Origin of the sequence: Micromonospora sp. NPDC049662 (genome assembly GCF_040675055.1) — a bacterium.
GTDB lineage: Bacteria > Actinomycetota > Actinomycetes > Mycobacteriales > Micromonosporaceae > Micromonospora.
This window is the reverse complement of record NZ_JBFAOC010000023.1, coordinates 58,582-78,412: the sequence shown is the minus strand read 5'-3', so window position 1 is coordinate 78,412 and position 19,831 is coordinate 58,582. Positions and strand designations below refer to the sequence as shown.

Below are 19,831 nucleotides of genomic sequence, written 5' to 3'. Positions count from 1 at the left end.
TGACGCCGCTGATGCCGGCGCGGCTGATGTCGCCCTGGCTGATGCCGCTGATGCCGGCGCGGCTGATGTCGCCCTGGCTGATGCCGGCCCGGCTGACGCCGCTGATGCCGGCGCGGCTGATGTCGCCCTGGCTGATGCCGCTGATGCCGGCGCGGCTGATGTCGCCCTGGCTGATGCCGGCCCGGCTGATGCCGCTGATGCCGGCGCGGCCCGCTCGACGGCGGACCGGGTGGTCGCCCGGGCGGTGTGGCGTCCGCTGCTGACCGGCACCGACGCCGGCTGGGCCCGCTCGCTGGCGCTGGCCCTACCGCCGGCCGCCCGCGCCGCCGCCGTCGACACCGAGGGCGGCGACGGCGAGCTGACCGCCACCGAGCTGGTGGCGGACGCGCTCGACGGGCTCACCGACGCCGCCGCCCGGGCCGCTCTCGCGAACACCACCCTGGCCCGGGGAGTACGCCCGGCCGGGCCCGCGCCGGCCTGGCTGGCCGCGCTGGCCGGGCCCCGCCGCGACTTCTCCGTCGACGAGGCGGCGCTGGACGTGCTGCGTACCGAGCTGGACGACTGGCAGCGCGACGCCGCCGGCGGGGCCGTGCGGGCCAGCTTCCGACTGGTCGAGCCGGCCCCCGACGAGGTCACCGAACCGATCCTGGCCACCCGCCCGTCCGGCGACAGCACACCCGTAACCTCGACCGACACCGCGCGGTGGCGGTTGGAGTTCGGGTTGCAGGCCGCCGACGAGCCGGGCCTGCACGTCGACGCCGCCGAGGTCTGGCGGGCGCACCCGGCCGGCCGTACGGGCAGCCCGCAGGAGACCCTGCTGGCCGAGTTGGGCCGGGCCAGCCGGCTCTGGCCCGACCTGGACGCCGCGCTGCGCACGGCCGCCCCCGAGGCGATGGAGTTGGACGTCGAGGGCGCGCACCGGTTCCTCAGCGAAGGCGCGCCGGTGCTGCACGCCGCCGGCTTCGGGGTGCTGCTGCCCTCGTGGTGGCAGCGCCGGTCGGCGCGGCTCGGCGCTCGGCTGCGCGCGCGCAGCCGTACCGCGCCCGGCACGGTCGCCAGCACCGAGGCCGGCGTCGGGTTGGACGCGCTCGTCGACTACCGCTGGGAGATCGCGCTGGGCGACCAGCCGTTGTCGGCCGAGGAGTTGGCGGCGCTGACCGAGCTGAAGACCCCGCTGGTACGGCTGCGCGGCCGGTGGGTGGAGCTGGACCCGGGACGGCTCGCCGCCGGTCTGCGGCTGCTCCGCTCGGCCGGCGAGCTGACCGTCGCCGACCTGCTCCGCCTGGGGCTCACCGACGGCGAGGACACCGGCGCGCTGCCGGTGCTGGAGGTGAGCGCCGATGGCGCGCTGGGCGACCTGCTGGCCGGGGCGGTCGAACACCGGCTCACCCCGCTCGACCCGCCGCCGGGATTCGTCGGGACGCTGCGGCCGTACCAGCAGCGGGGGTTGGCCTGGCTGGCCTTCCTGCGGTCGCTGGGGCTCGGCGGGGTGCTGGCCGACGACATGGGGCTGGGCAAGACCGTGCAGTTGCTCGCGCTGCTCGCCGGAGATCCGCCGGACGCCGGGCCGACGCTGCTGGTCTGTCCGATGTCGCTGGTCGGCAACTGGCAGCGGGAGGCGGCGAAGTTCACGCCGGGGCTGCGGGTGCACGTACACCATGGCGCGGAGCGCGCGCGGGGGGCGGAGTTCACCACGGCCGCGCACGGCGCGGACCTGGTCGTCACCACCTACTCGGTGGCCGCGCGCGATGCCGTCGACCTGGCCGGCATCGACTGGCACCGGGTGGTGGTGGACGAGGCGCAGGCGATCAAGAACGCCTCCACCCGGCAGGCCGAGGCGGTCCGCGCGCTGCCCGCCCGACAGCGGGTGGCGGTGACGGGTACGCCGGTGGAGAACCGGCTCGCCGACCTCTGGTCGATCATGCAGTTCGCCAATCCGGGGCTGCTCGGTCCGGCCGCGACGTTCCGGAAGCGGTTCGCCGAGCCGATCGAGCGCAACGGCGACGCCGAGGCCGCCGAGCGGCTGCGCCGGATCACCGGCCCGTTCGTGCTGCGCCGGCTCAAGACCGACTCGTCGATCATTTCGGACCTGCCGGAGAAGCTGGAGATGGAGGTGGTCTGCAACCTCACCGCGGAGCAGGCGGCCCTCTACCAGGTGGTGGTCGACGACATGCTCGCCCGGATCGAGACCAGCGACGGCATCGAGCGACGCGGGTTGGTGCTGGCCACCATGACCCGACTCAAGCAGGTCTGCAACCATCCGGCCCAGTTGCTGCGCGACGGCTCCCCGCTGGACGGGCGCTCGGGCAAGCTGGCCCGGCTCACCGAGATCCTGGAGGAGGTGCTGGCGGCGGGGGAGCGGGCGCTGCTGTTCACCCAGTACGCCGAGTTCGGCGCGATGTTGCGCGGTCACCTGTCGGCGCGGTTCGGCCGGGAGGTGCTGTTCCTGCACGGTGGGCTCGGCAAGGCCGAGCGGGACGCCCTGGTGCAGCGCTTCCAGTCCGCCGACGGTCCACCGCTGTTCGTGCTGTCCCTCAAGGCCGGCGGCACCGGCCTCACCCTGACCGCCGCCAACCACGTGGTGCACGTGGACCGGTGGTGGAACCCGGCCGTGGAGGACCAGGCGACCGACCGGGCGTTCCGGATCGGGCAGCGGCGACGCGTGCAGGTCCGCAAGTTCGTGTGCGCGGGCACCGTCGAGGAGAAGGTGGCCGCGCTGATCGCCGACAAGCGCAGCCTCGCCCAGCGCGTGGTCGGCACCGGCGAGCAGTGGATCACCGAGCTGTCCACGGGTCAGCTCCGGGACCTGTTCGCCCTGGAGGCCGGGGCGGTGGTGGAGTGACCGACCGATTCGCCGACTACGGCCGCCCCCGCAAGGTCGACGGAGGGCTGAAGGCGCGCAGCGCCCGAGGCGCGATCGGACGGTCCTGGTGGTCCCGGCGCTTCCTGGAGGTGCTGGAGTCGTTCGCGCTCGGCACCCGGCTGACCCGGGGCCGGTCGTACGCGCGGGCCGGTCAGGTGCTCCGGCTCGACGTCACGCCCGGCCGGGTCACCGCCCAGGTGCAGGGCTCCCGGCCCCGCCCGTACGAGGTCTCCATCGCGCTGGCGGCGTTCCCGGAGGCGCTCTGGTCCCGGATCGAGGACGAGTTGGCCGGTCAGGCGTTCTTCAGCGCCCGACTGCTCGCCGGGGACCTGCCCGACGAGTTGGAGGAGTTGTTCGCCACGGCGGGCGCCCCACTCTTTCCCGCCGCCGTCGACGAGCTGACGCAGCGCTGCAACTGCCCCGACTTCGCGGTCCCGTGCAAGCACCTGGCGGCCACGTTCTACCTGCTCGCCGAGGCGTTCGACGCGGACCCGTTCGAGCTGCTGCACTGGCGTGGCCGATCCCGGACGGACCTGCTGGACCGGCTGCGCGCCCGCCGCGCCGAGGCGACCGGCACACCGGCGTCGCCCGCGCCGGCCTCCATCGTGGACCCGAGCCCGTCGGCGGTCGACGTGCTGCCACCGGCCGGCGCGTCCCGGGCGCTCGCCGGGTTGGCCGACACGCCCGTCGCGGACGCGGTGGACCGTTTCTGGACGGCGCCCGTGCCGCTGCCCGACCGGCCACCCCGGCTGGCGACCGGGCCGGACCTCCTGCTGCGCCAGCTCGGTCCGCCGGCACCGGCCATCGGTGGGCCGGGCCTGCTGGAGCGGCTGCGCCGCGCGTACCGGGCCTTCGGCCCGGGGTGAGTCGTCACGTCCAGCGGCGGCGGAACCGCCACATGATCGCCGCGTTGGCGACCAGCACCACCGCGCAGATCGCGCCGGCCAGCCGGCCGGCGAACACGGCCATCGCCGGGAGCGACGCCCACAGCACGATGGTCAACAACATCAGATAACGGCCCCGACGGGCCCGGACCCGATGGTCGAGCCGGGCGAAGAACGCCGGGTCACTCTCCCGGAGCTGACGGGTGATCTGGTCGAACCTGCGCTGATCCTCTTTGCTGAGCATGGCGCTGCCTTCCCCTCACGCGTTCAGCGGTTCGGCGGCATACCCGCTGCGACGGCGGCTCACGCTCCTGCTCTTCCTACTTTTCCCCAGCGTGAGAGCACTTCACGTCCGGCTTATCCGAACCTTAAGTTTGCCTGTGGTGGTGAACAGCGGTGAACGTGGCGCGTACGGCCGCGTGGTCCGATCCGTACCCGGCTGACGCGCGTCCGCCCTGCTGGGAAGGTTGGAACCCGCCCGCGCCAACCCGTCGGCCTTGAATGCCGTGGTGAGGGCTGTCTTAAGTGCCCTCACGGGCGTGTTCGGCCCACCTTGAAGGCACCTGAGCGCTTGGTTACCTTGCCGTAGCAACCCCCTCAGGCAACAGTCGCCGCACCTGCCGCACCTGCCCGGTCGCAGCTTTCCGGCGCTCATCAGAAATCGGGATTGGTACATGGCCGACCAGAATGTGCCACCACGTCGACCGCGGGACGACCGCGGCTGGGACGGACGCCAGCACCACACCTCGGACACGTACGGCGACTCCACCGCGCCCGCGTCGTACGGATACGACTCGCCCCACCCCTACCAGGGCGGCTACCCGGCGCAGGGCGACCCGCGCGAGCAGTACGTCGACGGGTACGCGTACAACGCGCAGCCCGCCCCCGCGCCGCGTGGGCCGCAGTGGGTCGGCCCCGAGGGCCTCGGTCGGCCCGCCCCGTCCGGCCCGGCCGGCGTCGGACTGCCCACTCTGGACGACGACAGCGAGCCGGGCCGCAAGGTCGGCCGGCGTAAGGCCATGGCCGCGCTCGGTGGCACCGCCGCCGTCGTGGCCGGTGGCGCGGCGCTCGCCATGACCCCGCAGTTCCGCGACCTCTTCGGTGACGAGGCGGCGGCCGACGCGACCGGCAGCACGGTGACCGACGGGACCGCGGCGCGCCCCAGCGGCCAGCAGCCCAGCACGGTGCGTACCTACACCGAGCAGAACGAGAGCTACATGGGCTCGCGCGCCGGTGAGGCGCTGAAGAAGAACGCGCCCGCCGGTGGCCGTACCTTCTCCGGCCCGGCGGCGGCCGCCGCGGCGACCGAGGTGACCGTCAAGACGGTGCTCGCCAAGGACCCGATCCTGCACCTGGCCCGGCGGGCCACCTTCGGGGCGACGCCCGCCGTCGTCGCCGACATCAAGAAGCAGGGCATCGACGCCTGGATCCGGACGCAGCTCGACCCGGACAAGATCGAGCCGAGCAAGGCCGAGCTGAAGCTCGCCGAGCTGCCCACCCAGTCGCTCTCCGTGCAGCAGCTCCGTGACCAGCGGGACAAGCTCAACGACCAGGGCGCCCAGCCGGAGCGGGAGGTGGTCGACGCCACCCTGGCCCGGCAGATCTGGTCGAAGCGTCAGCTCTTCGAGGTGATGGTCGACTTCTGGAACGACTTCCTGCACGTCGCCGCCGACTTCGACGGCGGGGAGGTCTACCGGACCTCGTTCGACAAGGACGTCGTGCGCAAGCACGCGCTGGGCAGCTACCCCGAGATGCTGGTCGCGGCGAACAAGCACCCCGCGCTGCTGATCTACCTGAACCAGAAGGACTCCCGCAAGGACGCCATCAACGAGAACCTCGCCCGGGAGAACCTCGAGCTGTACTCGGTCGGCGTCGACGGCGGCTACAAGGAGGGTGACGTCCGGCAGGCCGCCATGCTCCAGACCGGCCGTGCCGTCGACGACAAGGGCCAGTACGTCCTGCGCGTCAACCAGCACTACATGGGCAAGGTGAAGATCCTCGGCTTCACCCACGCCAACACGTTCAGCATCAAGGACGTCAACAACCCGACGGCCAAGGAGATCGCCGCCGTCGACGCAGCGATCGACAAGTACATCACCTACATCGCGCTGCACCCCTCGACTGCGAAGTACGTGGCGCAGAGCCTGGCGACCCGGTTCGTCTCGGACACCCCGCCGAAGTCCCTCGTGGACCGGCTGGCCAAGACGTACAGCAGCAACAACGGCATGATCAAGCCGGTGCTGATGACGCTGTTCAGCTCGTCGGAGTTCTGGGCGGCCGTGGGTCAGAAGGTCCGCCGGCCCATGGAGTACCTGGTCGCCACGTACCGCACGCTGGGCGTCTCGCCCGAGGCGTCGCCGAAGAACAACAACGGCGACAACAAGCGCACCCCGTTCGCCCGGGGCCTGCGGCAGATCCACGACAAGCTGCGCGAGCTGGGCCAGTACCCGATGGGTCAGCCCACCCCGGACGGCTACCCCGACGTCTACGTCGCGTGGACCTCGGCGGGCACGATGGTCAACGGCTGGAACGAGGCCGGCGAGATCGTGGCCGGTTACCGCACCGTCTTCACGTACACCGCGCCGGAGAAGCTGGTCAAGGCGCCGGCCACCGCCGGGGCGTACGTGGACGCGCTGTCCCTGCGGCTCGTGGGCCAGAAGCTGAGCACCCGGGAGAAGAACCTGATCCTCGGCGTGGCCGGTGTGGCGGCGACCGCCAAGGTCGACGCCACGTTCAACGGGGCCATCACCGCCGTCGCGCGGGCGATCCTCGCTTCCCCCCAGCACCACCTCCGGTGAGGCACCCGATGGAGAAGACTGTGTACAACTCTTTCCCCCTGCACCCCGAATGCCCCGACGTGCGACGGCTGGCCGACAACCCGGCCGAGGCGCTGCTGCGCGCCGAGGCCGACCTCGTGGCCGCCGAGAACGCCGCCGAGGCCGACCGCTACCGCCGGCTGGAGGACCTGGAGGAGGCCCAGCAGGACGGGCGCGGCGTCACCCGACGGACGTTCGTCGCCGGCGCGGCGGCGACCGCCACCGCGCTGGCCACCTCCCAGTTCGTCACCACCTCGGCGTCGTTCGCGGCCACCAAGACCGGCACGCTGATCCACGTCTTCCTCTACGGCGGTCTCGACGGGCTGAGCCTCGTCGCGCCGGACGGCGACGCGGTGCTCGCCAAGGCCCGGCCCGACCTGCTGCTCGGCAACGACTCGCTGGCCCTGAGCCGCGGCTTCAAGCTGACCAGCGCGTTCAAGCCGCTGGAGAGCTTCCTCAAGGCCGGCCAGCTCGGCTTCATCCCGGCGGTCTCCGACGAGCGGCTGTCCCGCAGCCACTTCCAGGCCGCCGACGCCTGCAACCTGGGTGGCCTGCCCAACGAGACCGGCGGCCGGGGCTGGCTCGACGGCCTGGTCGACAACCTCGGCAAGGGCACCGCGTTCCGCAGCGTCGGCATCGGCAGCACGCTGCCCCGCTCGCTGGTCGGCAACAACGGCGCGCTCTCGCTCAACAGCGTCGGCTCGCTGCGCCTCAACGGCGACGACAAGTTCCGGGCCGCCACCGAGAAGGCCATCAAGGGGCTCTTCACCGGGATCAACCACCCGGTGGAGGAGGCCGTGCAGGAGGGCATGGGCGCGCTCGCCACCGCCCAGAAGCTCGCCGCCAAGCCGTACCAGCCCGCCGCGGGCGTCAAGTACGAGGGCGTCGGCAACGCGTTCCAGCAGCTCGCCCAGCTCATCAAGGGCGGCGCCAACGTCCGGGTCGCCACCGTCGGCATGGGCGGCTACGACACCCACGAGAACCAGGGCACCCAGAGCGGTGGTCAGCTGCACCGCCGGCTGAACGAGCTGGCCAGCGCGATGGCGGCGTTCTTCACCGACCTCGGCCCGCAGGCCGCCGACGTGACGATCATGGTGTCCAGCGAGTTCGGCCGCCGGGTCGGCTCGAACACCGGCGGCACCGACCACGGCCACGGCGGCGTGGTCACCGTGCTGTCCGGCAAGAAGCTGGCCGGTTCGCTGCTCGGCACCTGGAACGGGCTCAGCAAGTTGGACTCCGGCGACGTGCCGGAATACAACAACATGTTCAACGTCTACGGCTCCCTGGCGCAGGGCCGCTTCGGGCTCACCAACGCCGAGGTGCAGAAGGTGTTCCCGCGCATGAAGTACGCCCCCATGAAGCTGTACGCGTGACCTACCCGGGCACCCACGCCGCCGGCCGCCGCACCGGGACCTCGTCCCGGCACGGCGGCCGGTCGGCTGCTCCCGTACCCCCGCAGGTCCCGGACCGGCGCGGACCCGGCGGCCGGCGGTTGCTGGCCGTGCTGCTGCTGGTCGGGTTGCTGGCCAGCGTGCTGCCGTGGTGGCTGGGTACGCCCGCCGGTTCGCTGCGCAGCACCGCCGCGACCCTCACCGCCGGCGGCCGGATCACCGGCCTGATCGCCGGTTACCTGCTGCTCGTGCAGGTGCTGATGATGAGTCGCCTGCCGGCGCTGGAACGGTGGATCGGCGGCGAGCAGATCGGCCGCTGGCACCGCGACATCGGCGCGACGCTGCTGGTCACCGTGCTGGCGCACCTGTCATTGATCCTCGTCGGGTACGCCGACCTGCGGAACCACTCGGTGTTCGCCGAGGTGGGCACGCTGCTCGGCAGCTACGAGGACATGCTCTCGGCCTTCGTCGCCACCGGCATCATGATGGTGGTCGGGTTCAGCAGCGTCCGGGCCATCCGGCGCGCGCTGCCCTACGAGCTGTGGCACCTGCTGCACCGGTCCAGCTACCTGGTGCTGCTGCTGGGCTACGGGCACCAGTTCAGCCACGGCGCGCAGCTCTACAAGCCGGGCCCGGTACGCACCGGCTGGATCGCGCTCTACCTGCTGGTGGTCGCCGCGCTGCTCTGGGGACGGGTGATCGCGCCGCTGGCGTTCAACCTGCGCTACAAGCTGCGCGTCGCCGACGTGGTCGCCGAGAGCCCCGACACGATCTCCATCTACCTCACGGGCGAGCGGCTGGGCCGGCTAGCGATGCTCGGCGGGCAGTACTTCCGCTGGCGTTTCCTCAGCCCCGGCTGCTGGTGGCAGTCGCACCCGTTCTCCGTCTCCGCCGCCGCGAACGGCCGCTGGCTGCGGCTCACCGTCAAGGTCGTCGGCCGGCACACCGCCGACCTGCGCGACCTCGAACCGGGTACCCGGGTGTGGGCGCAGGGCCCGTCGGGCACCTTCACCGCCGCGCACCGGGTGCGCGAGCGGGCGCTGCTGATCGCCGGTGGCAGCGGCATCACGCCCATCCGGGCCATGCTCGAGGAACTACCGCCGGGCGCGGCCCTGATCTACCGGGCCCGCACCCCCGCCGACGTGCTGCTCAGCCGCGAGCTGGACTGGCTGGCCCAGGAACGCGACACGTCGATCTGGTACGTCATCGGCTCCCGCGACGACCCCGGCCCCCGCCAGCTCATGAGCCCCGACGGCCTGCGCCAACTGGTACCCGACGTGGCCCGACGGGACGTCTACCTGTGCGGACCGTCCGGGCTCGTCGAGCAGTCGGTGCGCGCGCTGCGCCGCGCCGGCGTGCCCCGCCGGCAGATCCACCTGGCCACCTTCGAACTGTAGGAAGGCATCGCATGCGTCGCGCGTTGCTCGCGATCACCGGTCTGGCCGCCAGCACCACCGCCCTGGTGGTGCTCAAGGGCTCGCCGGGCACCACCCAGGTCGCCCAGAACCTGCCGACCGCGCAACCGGTCAACCCCAGCGGACCGGGGATCGACCCGAGCGTCGCCCCGGCCGCCGATCCGTCGGGTGCGGCGCCGAAGCCGTCGGAGACCGCCGACGCGTCGGTGTCGCCGAAGCCCGGCAAGACCACCGCCAAGCCGTCCGGCACGAAGACCACCGCGAAGGCTCCGACCGCGCCGAAGACCACCACCAAGGCGCCGCAGTCGACCACCCGACGGGTCACCGGGCCGCCGGTGGACACGGCGGACGACTACGGGTACGTGCAGGTGCAGATCGTGGTCTCCGGCAACAAGATCATTGACGCGACCACCCTGGGGTTGCCGAGCGGCGGCGAGTCCGACATTCACAGCGGCGACGTCCGCAGCAAGTACAACGGCACCGGTGGCGAGGTGGTGCAGAAGCAGAGCGCCAACCTCAACACCGTCTCCGGCGCCACCGCCACCAGCAACGCGTACAAGTCGTCGCTGCGGGCCGCCATCGAGCAGGCGTTCTGACGTGCCGGCCGCGATGACCCGGCCCGGGTTGTGCCGGGTCGAGCACATCATGGGTACGACGATCACCCTGGACCTCGCCGACGACCTGTCTCCGGCGCGACTGCGGGAGCTGGCCGACGACGTCTTCACCTGGATGCACGAGGTGGACGCCCGGTTCAGCACGTACCAGTCGGACAGCGAGGTGTGCCGGTTCGACCGGGGCGAGGTGCTGCTCTCCGAGGCGTCGGCGGACCTACGCTTCGTGCTGGAGGCCTGCGCCGACCTGTGGGGCGTCACCGACGGGTTCTTCGACGCGTACGCCACCGGCGGGCTCGACCCGTCCGGGTACGTGAAGGGCTGGGCAGCGCAGGTCGCCTCCGACCGGCTCCTCGCCGCCGGGGCGGCGAACCACTGCGTCAACGCCGGCGGCGACGTCCGCGTACGCGGCTTCTCGCCCACCGGCGAGCCGTGGCGCATCGGCATCCGGCACCCGTGGGACGAGATGGCGACCTGCCTGGTGCTCGCCGGCACCGACCTGGCGGTGGCCACCTCCGGCGTCTACGAGCGGGGCCGGCACGTGCGGGACCCTCGCCGGGGCGCGCCGGCCACCGGACTGCGCTCGGTGACCGTGGTCGGCAGCGACCTGGGTGTCGCGGACGCCTACGCCACCGCCGCCCTGGCCATGGGCGCGGCCGGGATCGGCTGGCTGGACCGGCTGACCGACCACACCTACGCAGTGGTCACCGACGACGCCCGCCAGTTCCACTCCGCCGCCCTCCCGCAAACGGCCTGACCGGACCCCGCCCCGCACCACTCTCCGCGATCTTGCGCCCGCGCCCTGCCCCCGCGATCTTGCAGTTTCGGTTGCCGATCCGCCCCTTGTGATGGGGAATGCCGCGACACAAAGTGCAAGATCGACGAGGTTGGGTGGGGCGGGGGTGGGGGGGGGTGACGGGTCTAGCGGAGGGGGCGGTGGGTGGTGGCGGGGCGGGTGCCGGTGGGGCGGGGGCGGCCGGGGCGCGAGCTGGTTGGGCGGGTGCCGGCCCAGCGGTGCCCTCGTTGGCCGCGCCGGGGCGGCTCGGTGCCGCCGGGATACGGCGACCGGTCGTGTGTGGACATCGTTCCCCCGTTCGTGGCGCGCGTTCGCGCGGTCACCTGCTCAACGAGGACCGGTGGCCCGGCGACGCTGTCGGTCACCGGATCGGATCGTCGGCCGGCCCCGGCTCACCTTCCCCGGCGGGGCAGCGGCAGGTGCCCGGGGAGCAGGTCGTGGGTGAGCGTCACCCCGCTGGCGCGCAGCGCCTCGATCAGGGTGTTCTGCACCAGGTACGAGTCGGGGAGCTGCCAGCGGGCCTGCTCCGGCGCGACCGCCCAGCGGACGGTCCCCTCCGGCAGCCGGGTCGGCGGCGCGGGGATCCACGAGCCCGGCCCGTGCCGGACCACGTGGAAGCAGTGCTCCAACTCGGGCCGCAGCGGGTCACCGGGACGCACCAGGAACATCCACCGGCCGGTGGGGGTCACCAGCACGGGCCCGCGTACGCCGGTGCCGGCCGGGTGGGTCTGCACGGCGTCGAGTACGTGCCGGCCGAGGTGCGCCGGCACCTCCAGCACGTCGAAGGTCCGCCCGGTGGGCAGCAGCACACCGTGTGGGCGGGTCCGCCACCAGGTGGCCACCCGGGCCGGGTCGGTGGTGGCCGCCAGTTCCCAGTTCTCCAGCGCCGGGTGGCAACCCACGGTGGGACAGCCGGCCCGACCGCACACGAACCTGCTGCGGGCGAGGCAGGCGCCGGGCGTCACCTCCCACCCGTGTACGGCGTACCGGATGGCGACCCGGCGCAGCCGGACGCGTTCCAGCGGCGACAGTTCGGCGACGCGTGGTCCGACGTTCCCCCACATGTGTGCCATCTCCCCTCGGTCGGGCCCGGCGGACGCCAGGTCGCAGTTCGAGCGCCGTCACTGCCGTAACCCACGATCGTTGAGGTTGACGAACGGCTCATGCAACTTGCACGAAAAGTACGAGGACTGGCTGTCCGGCTGACGTACAGGCTGTGCGACCAGCGAAAACTGCAAGACGAACGACTGATCGCCGCACCCGCGGACAGCGCCCCGCCCTTCGGCGGTGGCAGGGGAGGGATGGGGAGATGGACGAGCTACCCATTGGCCGGCGAGTGGCCTACTGGCGGGGGCGACGCAAGATGTCGCAGCAGGTCTTCGCGGACCGCCTGGGCAAGTCGAAGAGCTGGGTCGACAAGGTCGAGCGGGGCGTCCGCCGGCTGGACAAGTTCTCGGTCCTCTACGAGATCGCCGACATTCTGCAGATGGACGTGCAGCTTCTGCTGGGCCGCGACCCGGAGCGGCGTACGGACGCCTTGAACTGCATCGACCAGATCGAGGTGCAGGAGATCCGGGCCGCCCTGGAGCGGTACGACTCGATGAGCGCGTACTTCGACGCCGTGCCGTACCCGCCGCCGCTGGACGACATGCGCAAGGCCGTCAACCACGCCTGGCTCACCTACCAGTACGGCCGCTACGGGATGCTCACCCGCGCGCTGCCCAAGCTGCTGCGTGACGCGCAGGCCGCCGACGCCGCCTACAGCGGGGCGCAGGCGCCGGAGGCGGCGCACCTGCTCGGGCAGGTCTACCAGATCGCCTCCTCGGTGCTGCGCAAGCTCGGCGAGTTCGAGCTGGCCTGGCTGGCCGCCGACCGGTCGATGGCGGTCGCCCAGCGCGCCGACGACCCGCTGCTGGCCGGCATCGCCACCACCCGCGTCTGCAACGCCCTGGTCGCCATGGGTCGGGCCCGGCCGGCGCTGGAGCTGAACGTCCAGATCGCCAACCGGTTGGCCCCGGGCGGCAGCAACGAGGTGTCGCCGGCCCGGCTGTCCGTGTACGGGATGCTGCTGTTGCAGGGTGCGATGGCCGCGTCCCGGATCGGCGACTCGGCCAGCGTCGACGACCTGATCAACTGTGCGCAGGAGGCCGCCACCCTGCTCGGCGGCGACCACAACCACTACTGGACGTCGTTCGGCCCGACGAACGTCGAGCTGCACCGGGCCGCCGCCGCCGTCGAGCTGGGCGACGGGGGCCGCGCCGTGGAGGTCCACCAACTGCGCATCGCCGAGCCCGACTTCAACGCGCTGCTGCCCGAACGCCGGGCCCACCACCTGCTCGACATCGCCCGCGGGTACGCCCAGATCGGCGACGTGGCCAACGCCGGCGAGATGCTGCTGCTCGGCGACCGGCTCGCGCCGTCGGAGATCCGCTGCCGGCCGATCGCCCACGAGGTGATGTCCGACGTCCTTCGTCGCACACGGGGTGCGCCGCCTTCTCCGGTAGCGGAGTTGGCTGAGCAGATGGGAGTAGGGGTATGAGCGCGGAGCCGGTGTGACGACCGGCCAACCACACACCAGCGAGCACCGTGCGGTGCTCTACGTCATCGCCTGCGGTTCGCCGTTGGCCCGTCACGTCGGCCGCCTGGTCGAGTTGGCCCAGGCCGACGGCTGGGACGTCTGCGTGGTCACCACGCCGGACGGCGCGAAGTTCGTCGACCAGGCGGCACTTCACCGACAGACCGGCCACCCGGTACGGACGCACTACAAGAACCCCGGCGACCCGGACGTGCTGCCGCCCGCCGACGCCATGGTCGTCTGCCCGGCGACCGTGAACACGGTCAACAAGTGGGCGGCCGGCATCGCCGACACCCTCGCGCTCGGCCTCCTCGTCGAGGCACAGGGCAAGGGCATCCCGATCGTCGCCGTGCCGTACACCAACGTCGCGATGGCCGCCCACCCGGCGTTCCGGGCCGGCGTGGCCCGGCTGGCGGACTGGGGGATCACCGTGCTCTTCGGTGACCACGTGGTGGCCCTGCACCCACCCGGTACGGGGGAGCAGCACATGCACGCCTTCCCCTGGGCGATGCCGCTCGCCGCGCTGCGGACCGTCGCGTACCGCGCCGCCTGAGCCCGCCCGGCGCGTTGGCGGCGGGTCGACGGCGCTGTCGCACCGCCAGCCGGCGCGGTGTCGCCCAACCGGCGGTGCGCGCCGCGCGGTCAGACCTGCGGCTCGCGCGGCGTCGCCAGCTCGCGGCCGGCGAGGGGCGGCCGGACCGTCGGCCGGCGCGGCCGGGGCCGGGTGTCACCGCCTGCGGGCCTCCGCGCCGGTAAGCTGGCCCGCCGTGAGCACAAGCCGATCCGCCGCCACGGTGAGCGACGTGGTGGCCGAGATGGAGCGCCGCTATCCGCCCGTCTGGGCGCAAGAGTGGGATCGTGTCGGCCTGGTGCTCGGTGAGCCGACCGCCCCGGTCCGCCGGGTGCTGTGCGTGGTCGACGTGGTGCCCGAGACGGTCGCCGAGGCGCTCGCCGTCGAGGCCGACATGATCGTCGCGCACCATCCGCTGCTGCTGCGCGGGGTGTCGTCGGTCGCGCCGACCACCGTCAAGGGGCGGATCGTCCACGACCTGATCCGGGCCGGCGTGGCGCTCTACGCGGCGCACACCAACGCCGACGTGGCCTCCCCGGGCGTCTCCGACGCGCTCGCCGCCCGGTTCGGCCTGACCGGGCTGCGCCCGCTGCAACGGCCCGCGCCCGGCTCTCCCGCCCACGGTGACGACCGTGGATTCGGCCGGATCGGCGACCTGCCCCACCCGATGACCCTCGCCGAGCTGACCCGGCACGCCGCCGCCGTGCTTCCCGTCACGTCCTGGGGAGTTCGCGCCGCAGGCGATCCCCGGCGTATGGTTCGTACCCTCGCCGTCAGCGGCGGGTCGGGAGACAGCTTCCTCGGCGCCGCGACCGCCGCCGGGGTGGACGCGTTTCTCACCTCCGACCTGCGGCACCACCCGGCCAGCGAGCACGTCGCCGCCGATGGTCCCGCCCTGATCGAGGCCGCCCACTGGGCGACCGAACGACCGTGGCTGGACGACCTGGCCGCCTTCCTGCGGGAGGCGCCGGGCGTCGAGACGCTGGTGTCCGACCTGGACACCGACCCGTGGACCGTGCACGCCGCCGCACCCGTTGTGGACGACAAGGAGCCCGACCGTGAAGGCTGACCCCCAGGTCCAGCGCCGCCTGCTCGACCTTCAGGCGCTCGACACCAACCTCGCCCAGCTCGCGCACCGCCGCCGGTCGCTGCCGGAGCGGGCCGAACTGGAGGCACTGGCCCGGGAACTGTCGTCGCTGGAGGACGAGCGGGTACGCGCCCAGGTGGCGGTCGACGACCTGGACCGGGACATCGCCCGCTTGGAGAAGGACGTCGAGCAGGTCCGCGCCCGCAAGGAGAAGGACCAGAACCGGCTCGCCGCCGGCACCGGTCCGGCCCGGGAACTGGAGGCGCTCCAGCACGAGCTGGCCTCACTGAACCGGCGTCAGGGTGACCTGGAGGACGCCGAGCTGGAGTTGATGGAGCAGCGGGAGACCGCCCAGGGCGTCCTCGACGGTGTGGAGCAGCGGCTGGCTGACGCCCGGGAGAAGCGGGCCGCCACCGAGCAGCGCCGGGACGACGCGCTGGCCGAGATCGCCAAGGACGAGGAGTTCAAGCGGGGCGCCCGGCAGCCGCTCGCGGCCGACCTCCCCGCCGAGCTGGTCACCCTCTACGACAAGATCCGCGAGGACACCGGGCTGGGCGCGGCGCTGCTCACCGCCGGCCGCTGCGGCGGCTGCCGACTGGACCTCTCCGGCGCCGACCTGGCCCGCATCCGCAAGGCCGCCCCGGACGACGTGGTCCGCTGCGAGGACTGCCGGCGGATCATGGTCCGTACCAACGAGTCGGGCCTGTAGGTCGTGGCGCCGCGCGTGGTCGTCGTCGAGGCCGACGGCGGGTCCCGGGGCAACCCCGGGCCGGCCGGCTACGGCGCGGTGGTGCGCGACCCGGAGACCGGCGAGGTGCTCGCCGAGCGCGCCGAGTCGTTGGGTACGGCGACCAACAACGTCGCCGAGTACCAGGGCCTGATCGCCGGTCTGCGGGCCGCCGCCGAGCTGGCCGCCACCGAGGTGGACGTCCGGATGGACTCCAAGCTGGTGGTCGAGCAGATGTGCGGCCGGTGGCAGATCAAGCACCCCGGCCTGCGTCCGCTCGCCGCGCAGGCGGCCGCGCTGGTGGGCCGCTTCGGCGCGGTCCGCTTCACCTGGATCCCCCGCGAGGAGAACCGGCACGCCGACGCGCTCGCCAACGCCGCGATGGACGCCGCCGCCGGCCGACCCACCCCAACGGCGTCCCCGAGCGCACCGGCCTCGGCCAGCGCACCGGCCGGAGGCACGTCGACGGGCAGCGACCCGGCGACCGCGCCGGCCTCCTGGGAGCCCCGTCCGAGCTTCACCGCCACCCGGCTGATCCTCGTGCGGCACGGCGAGACCGCGTACACCGAGCAGGGCCGCTACTCCGGCCGCGGCGACGTGCCGCTCTCGGAGCGCGGCCGGGCCCAGGCCGCCGCCACCGGCACGCGCGTGGCCGCGCTGGCCCCGTCCGTCGCGGCCGTGCTCAGCTCACCCCTTTCCCGGTGTACGGCCACCGCGGCGGCGATCGCCGACGCGATCGGCGACGTGCCGGTCCGCACCGAGGCCGACCTGATCGAGTGCGACTTCGGGCAGTGGGAGGGGCGTACCTTCGCCGAGGTACGCCAGCAGTGGCCGGGGGAGATGGACGCCTGGCTCGCGTCGGCGCGGATCGCCCCGCCGGGCGGCGAGTCGTTCACCCAGGTGGCCGAACGGGTGCGTCGGGTCGTCGAGGCGCTGCCGAAGGCGTACCCCGGAGAGACCGTGGTGGTCGTCTCGCACGTCTCGCCGATCAAGCTGGCGCTGCGCGACGCCCTCGCCGCCACCGACGGCTTCCTGCACCGGCTCTTCCTGGACGCGGCCGGCATCTCGGTGCTCGACCTGTGGCCCGACGGCGGCATCGCCGTCCGCACGGTCAACGACACCGCGCACCTGCCCGCCGCCTGAGCAGCGCGCCCCCCGCCGTTCGGCGCAGCCGATGCGCCGTTCGGCGCAGAGCCGTCCGCGCCCTGATCGTGACGGCGGTCACAGAGTCGTAGCCTCCGGCCGTTACATCGAGTGCCTCGACTCCCCGGAGGTGTGTCAGATGGCTGCACCCGAACCGGAGGCGCCTACCACGGCGTCATCCAGGGCGAAGGACCACAGCCCCTGGAACTGGTTGCTCCTGATCCCCATCGTGGTGCCGCTGGTCCCGGCGTTCTTCAACAGTGACGCGCCCCGGATCTTCGGATTCCCGCGCTACTACTGGCTGCAACTGGCCTGGATCCTGCTCGGCGTCGCCACCACGACGCTCGTCTACCAGATGACGAAGAAGCGGGGTGTGCGGTGAGCGCGAGGAGTGAGCCGGTTTTGCGAGCCCCGCAGTCGCGAACGAAGGGGGTTTGCTGATGTGGCGCGACCATCTCACCGAGATCATCGTTTTCTCGCTGCTGTTCCTGCTGGTCAGCGCGATGGGCTTCGTGGCCGCCCGCTGGCGCGCGCCAAAGGACATGGCGCACCTCGACGAGTGGGGCCTGGGCGGGCGCAGCTTCGGCGGCTGGATCACCTGGTTCCTGGTCGGCGGTGACCTCTACACGGCGTACACCTTCGTGGCGGTGCCGGCCCTGATGTTCGGGGCCGGGGCGGCCGGGTTCTTCGCCGTGCCGTACACGATCGTCATCTACCCGCTGGTCTTCCTGGTGCTGATCCGGCTCTGGTCCGTCTCGCACCGGCACGGCTTCGTCACCCCGGCCGACTTCGTCCGCCGGCGGTTCGACTCGCCCGTGCTGGCGCTGCTCATCGCGATCACCGGGATCGTCGCCACCATGCCGTACATCGCGCTGCAACTGGTGGGCATCGAGGCCGTGCTCAAGACGATGGGCGTGACGGGTGACAGCACCCTGGCCCGGCACCTGCCGATCATCATCGCGTTCGCCATCCTCGCCGCGTACACCTACCAGTCGGGGCTGCGCGCGCCCGCGCTGATCGCGTTCGTCAAGGACAGCCTGATCTACATCGTGATCCTGGTGGCGGTCATCTACCTGCCGTACAAGCTCGGCGGTTGGGGCGACATCTTCGACGCGGCGGACGCGAAGTTCCAGGCGTCACCGAACCCGAACGACGGCATCCTGCTCAACGGCAACAACCAGTTGCAGTACGTCACGTTGGCGCTCGGTTCGGCGCTGGCCCTGTTCCTCTACCCGCACAGCATCACCGGCGTCCTGGCCAGCCGGAACCGTGACGTGATCAAGCGCAACATGTCGGCGCTGCCCGCGTACAGCCTGCTGCTCGGGTTGATCGCGCTGCTCGGCTACATGGCCATCGCGGCCGGCGTGAAGCCGCTGCCGGGGGCTTCGGCCGGCAGCGTGGACAACAACACGATCGTGCCGCTGCTGTTCGACCAGCAGTTCCCGGACTGGTTCGCCGGCGTCGCGTACGCGGCCATCGGCATCGGCGCGCTGGTGCCGGCGGCCATCATGTCGATCGCGGCGGCGAACCTGTTCACCCGCAACATCTACAAGGAATACTTGAAGAAGGACGCCTCCCCGGCTCAGGAAGCGAACGTCTCGAAGATCACCTCACTGGTGGTCAAGGTCGGCGCGGTCGCCTGCATCGTCTTCCTCGACCCGCAGTTCTCGATCGATCTCCAGCTCATCGGCGGCGTCATCATTCTCCAGACGCTGCCGGCGGTGGCCCTGGGCCTCTACACCCGCTGGTTCCACCGCACCGCCCTGATCGCCGGCTGGGTCGCCGGCATGGGCCTGGGCATGTGGATGCTGTACCAGGTCGCCAGCCCGACGAAGAAGCACTTCGGTGGCTCGGCGTTCCCGCTGGAGAAGTTCGGCTTCGACACACCCAAGACGATCTACGTGGGCATCGTGGCGGTGCTGGTCAACCTGGCCGTCGCGGCGCTGGTGACGCTGATCCTGCGGGCTCTGAAGACGCCCGAGGGAGTCGACGGCACCGAACCGGACGACTACTTCGCCGACGAGGGCGACCCGCGCGTCACCCCCGACGCCGACCGCGACGCCGACGCCGCCCGCGAACCGGTCGCCTGACCGCGTTCCCTGTTCCCGTTCCCCGGGCGCCCGCCGCGAGGCCGGCGCCCGGGGCCGTTCAGCAGTCCCGCCCGCCGCCCGTCGCCCCTCGCCTGCCGCCCCTCGCCCGTCGCCCCTCGCCTGCCGCCCCTTGCCCGTCGCCCCTCGCCTGCCGCCCCTTGCCCGCCGCCCGCCGCCCGTCGCCCCTTGCCCGCCGCCCGTCGCCCCTTGCCCGTCGCCCCTTGCCCATCGCCCCTCGCCGGTCGCGGGTCGCACTTGCCCGTCGCCTGTTGTGTGCGCCGGTCGCGCGTTACCACCATCAAGATCGTGCTCGATCCTTGTTGTAGTGGTGTCGGGTGGCGGGGATGCCACTACATCCAGGATGTTGCGCGATCTTGGCGGCGAATGGGTGCGGCGCAGCGCCCGCGGCCGGGCGGTGGCGGTGAAAGGGGCCGCGCCCCGACCTCCCGCGTCGATCATGGAGTTCTGGTGCCCGGATGATGACTAACTGCGCCGGTTCGTACTCCATCACAACTCCATGATCGACAGGGCCGGGCCGGGGCCGGGCCGGGCCGGGGCCGGGTCGGGCCGGGCTGGGTCTGGTCGGGCCGGGTCTGGTCTGGTCTGGCCGGGTCGGGCTGGGCCGGGCGGGGCGGGGCGGGGCCGGACCGGGCCGGGCAGGGCAGGGCAGGGGCGGGCTCGGACGGGCAGGGCAGGGGCGGGCTGGGCAGGGCAGGGCTGGGTTGGAGGGGCAGGGCAGGGAGGGGTGGGCCGGGGTCCCGCCCAGGTCAGGCCGGGGTGGGATGTGCGCAACATCAGGGATGTTGCTGCCTCAACTGCGTCGGAGACCCCAGTATCGGTGATGTTGCGCGGATCTTGGCGG

At 72.5% G+C, this 19,831-nt stretch carries 16 protein-coding genes; 14 read left to right on the top strand and 2 right to left on the bottom strand.

Annotated elements, in window-relative coordinates; translation table 11 throughout:
• Together AB0J36_RS19005 and AB0J36_RS19000 are read left to right on the top strand one after the other, a co-directional pair.
• A partial coding sequence (locus tag AB0J36_RS19005) for a DEAD/DEAH box helicase (RefSeq protein WP_363660919.1) occupies nucleotides 1–2,842 on the top strand: 2,842 nt, incomplete at its 5' end.
• Nucleotides 2,839–3,729, top strand: a complete 891-nt coding sequence (locus AB0J36_RS19000) for an SWIM zinc finger family protein (protein WP_357393510.1) — start codon at nucleotides 2,839–2,841, stop codon at nucleotides 3,727–3,729. The genes AB0J36_RS19005 and AB0J36_RS19000, both read left to right, overlap by 4 nt.
• A gap of 4 nt (nucleotides 3,730–3,733) precedes the next feature.
• Here AB0J36_RS19000 and AB0J36_RS18995 read toward each other — a convergent pair whose 3' ends face one another.
• Entirely contained in the window at nucleotides 3,734–3,991 is a 258-nt protein-coding gene (locus tag AB0J36_RS18995) for a DUF3040 domain-containing protein (protein WP_234586377.1), read from the bottom strand.
• 430 nt (nucleotides 3,992–4,421) lie between these two features.
• On the opposite strand from AB0J36_RS18995, the gene AB0J36_RS18990 reads away from it, so the two are divergent.
• Genes AB0J36_RS18990 through AB0J36_RS18970 form a run of 5 tightly spaced genes read left to right on the top strand, consistent with a single transcriptional unit; the run spans nucleotide 4,422 to nucleotide 10,737 of the window.
• Entirely contained in the window at nucleotides 4,422–6,545 is a 2,124-nt protein-coding gene (locus tag AB0J36_RS18990; RefSeq protein ID WP_357393508.1) for a DUF1800 domain-containing protein, read from the top strand.
• A gap of 8 nt (nucleotides 6,546–6,553) precedes the next feature.
• The gene (locus tag AB0J36_RS18985; RefSeq protein ID WP_357132616.1) at nucleotides 6,554–7,936 is read left to right on the top strand and encodes a DUF1501 domain-containing protein; all 1,383 of its coding nucleotides are present in this window, start codon (nucleotides 6,554–6,556) and stop codon (nucleotides 7,934–7,936) included.
• Nucleotides 7,933–9,351 carry a ferredoxin reductase family protein gene (locus tag AB0J36_RS18980; protein ID WP_357393506.1) on the top strand — a complete coding sequence of 473 codons (1,419 nt, stop codon included), beginning with the start codon at nucleotides 7,933–7,935 and terminating at the stop codon, nucleotides 9,349–9,351. The genes AB0J36_RS18985 and AB0J36_RS18980 overlap by 4 nt, the downstream gene beginning before the upstream one ends.
• Nucleotides 9,352–9,362: 11 nt before the next feature.
• Nucleotides 9,363–9,965 carry an FMN-binding protein gene (locus AB0J36_RS18975; RefSeq protein ID WP_357393504.1) on the top strand — a complete coding sequence of 201 codons (603 nt, stop codon included), beginning with the start codon at nucleotides 9,363–9,365 and terminating at the stop codon, nucleotides 9,963–9,965.
• A 49-nt stretch (nucleotides 9,966–10,014) separates the two neighbouring features.
• Nucleotides 10,015–10,737 (top strand): FAD:protein FMN transferase, encoded by a 723-nt coding sequence (locus AB0J36_RS18970; RefSeq protein WP_357132624.1) that lies wholly within the window; start codon nucleotides 10,015–10,017, stop codon nucleotides 10,735–10,737.
• A gap of 431 nt (nucleotides 10,738–11,168) precedes the next feature.
• Here AB0J36_RS18970 and AB0J36_RS18965 read toward each other — a convergent pair whose 3' ends face one another.
• Entirely contained in the window at nucleotides 11,169–11,840 is a 672-nt protein-coding gene (locus AB0J36_RS18965; RefSeq protein WP_355051440.1) for a bifunctional DNA primase/polymerase, read from the bottom strand.
• Nucleotides 11,841–12,085: 245 nt separating this feature from the next.
• Between AB0J36_RS18965 and AB0J36_RS18960 the strand changes: the two genes are divergently transcribed.
• The 7 genes from AB0J36_RS18960 to mctP all read left to right on the top strand — a co-directional run bounded on the left by AB0J36_RS18960 (nucleotide 12,086) and on the right by mctP (nucleotide 18,969).
• Nucleotides 12,086–13,315, top strand: coding sequence for a helix-turn-helix domain-containing protein (locus tag AB0J36_RS18960; protein WP_355241353.1), 1,230 nt, complete (start codon nucleotides 12,086–12,088; stop codon nucleotides 13,313–13,315).
• Nucleotides 13,316–13,328: 13 nt separating this feature from the next.
• On the top strand, nucleotides 13,329–13,904 hold the full coding sequence (locus AB0J36_RS18955) for a flavoprotein (protein ID WP_357132629.1): 576 nt from the start codon (nucleotides 13,329–13,331) through the stop codon (nucleotides 13,902–13,904).
• Between the two features lie 214 nt (nucleotides 13,905–14,118).
• Complete coding sequence (locus AB0J36_RS18950) at nucleotides 14,119–14,991, top strand: Nif3-like dinuclear metal center hexameric protein (RefSeq protein ID WP_357173724.1); 873 nt, start codon at nucleotides 14,119–14,121, stop codon at nucleotides 14,989–14,991.
• On the top strand, nucleotides 14,981–15,718 hold the full coding sequence (locus AB0J36_RS18945; RefSeq protein ID WP_357132632.1) for a C4-type zinc ribbon domain-containing protein: 738 nt from the start codon (nucleotides 14,981–14,983) through the stop codon (nucleotides 15,716–15,718). Before AB0J36_RS18950 ends, AB0J36_RS18945 begins: the two co-directional genes overlap by 11 nt.
• Nucleotides 15,719–15,721: 3 nt before the next feature.
• Complete coding sequence (locus AB0J36_RS18940) at nucleotides 15,722–16,879, top strand: bifunctional RNase H/acid phosphatase (protein ID WP_357132635.1); 1,158 nt, start codon at nucleotides 15,722–15,724, stop codon at nucleotides 16,877–16,879.
• A gap of 139 nt (nucleotides 16,880–17,018) precedes the next feature.
• Entirely contained in the window at nucleotides 17,019–17,261 is a 243-nt protein-coding gene (locus tag AB0J36_RS18935) for a DUF3311 domain-containing protein (protein WP_357132638.1), read from the top strand.
• A 58-nt stretch (nucleotides 17,262–17,319) separates the two neighbouring features.
• Nucleotides 17,320–18,969 (top strand): monocarboxylate uptake permease MctP, encoded by a 1,650-nt coding sequence (mctP, locus tag AB0J36_RS18930; protein ID WP_357173727.1) that lies wholly within the window; start codon nucleotides 17,320–17,322, stop codon nucleotides 18,967–18,969.
• Nucleotides 18,970–19,831: the final 862 nt, after the last annotated feature.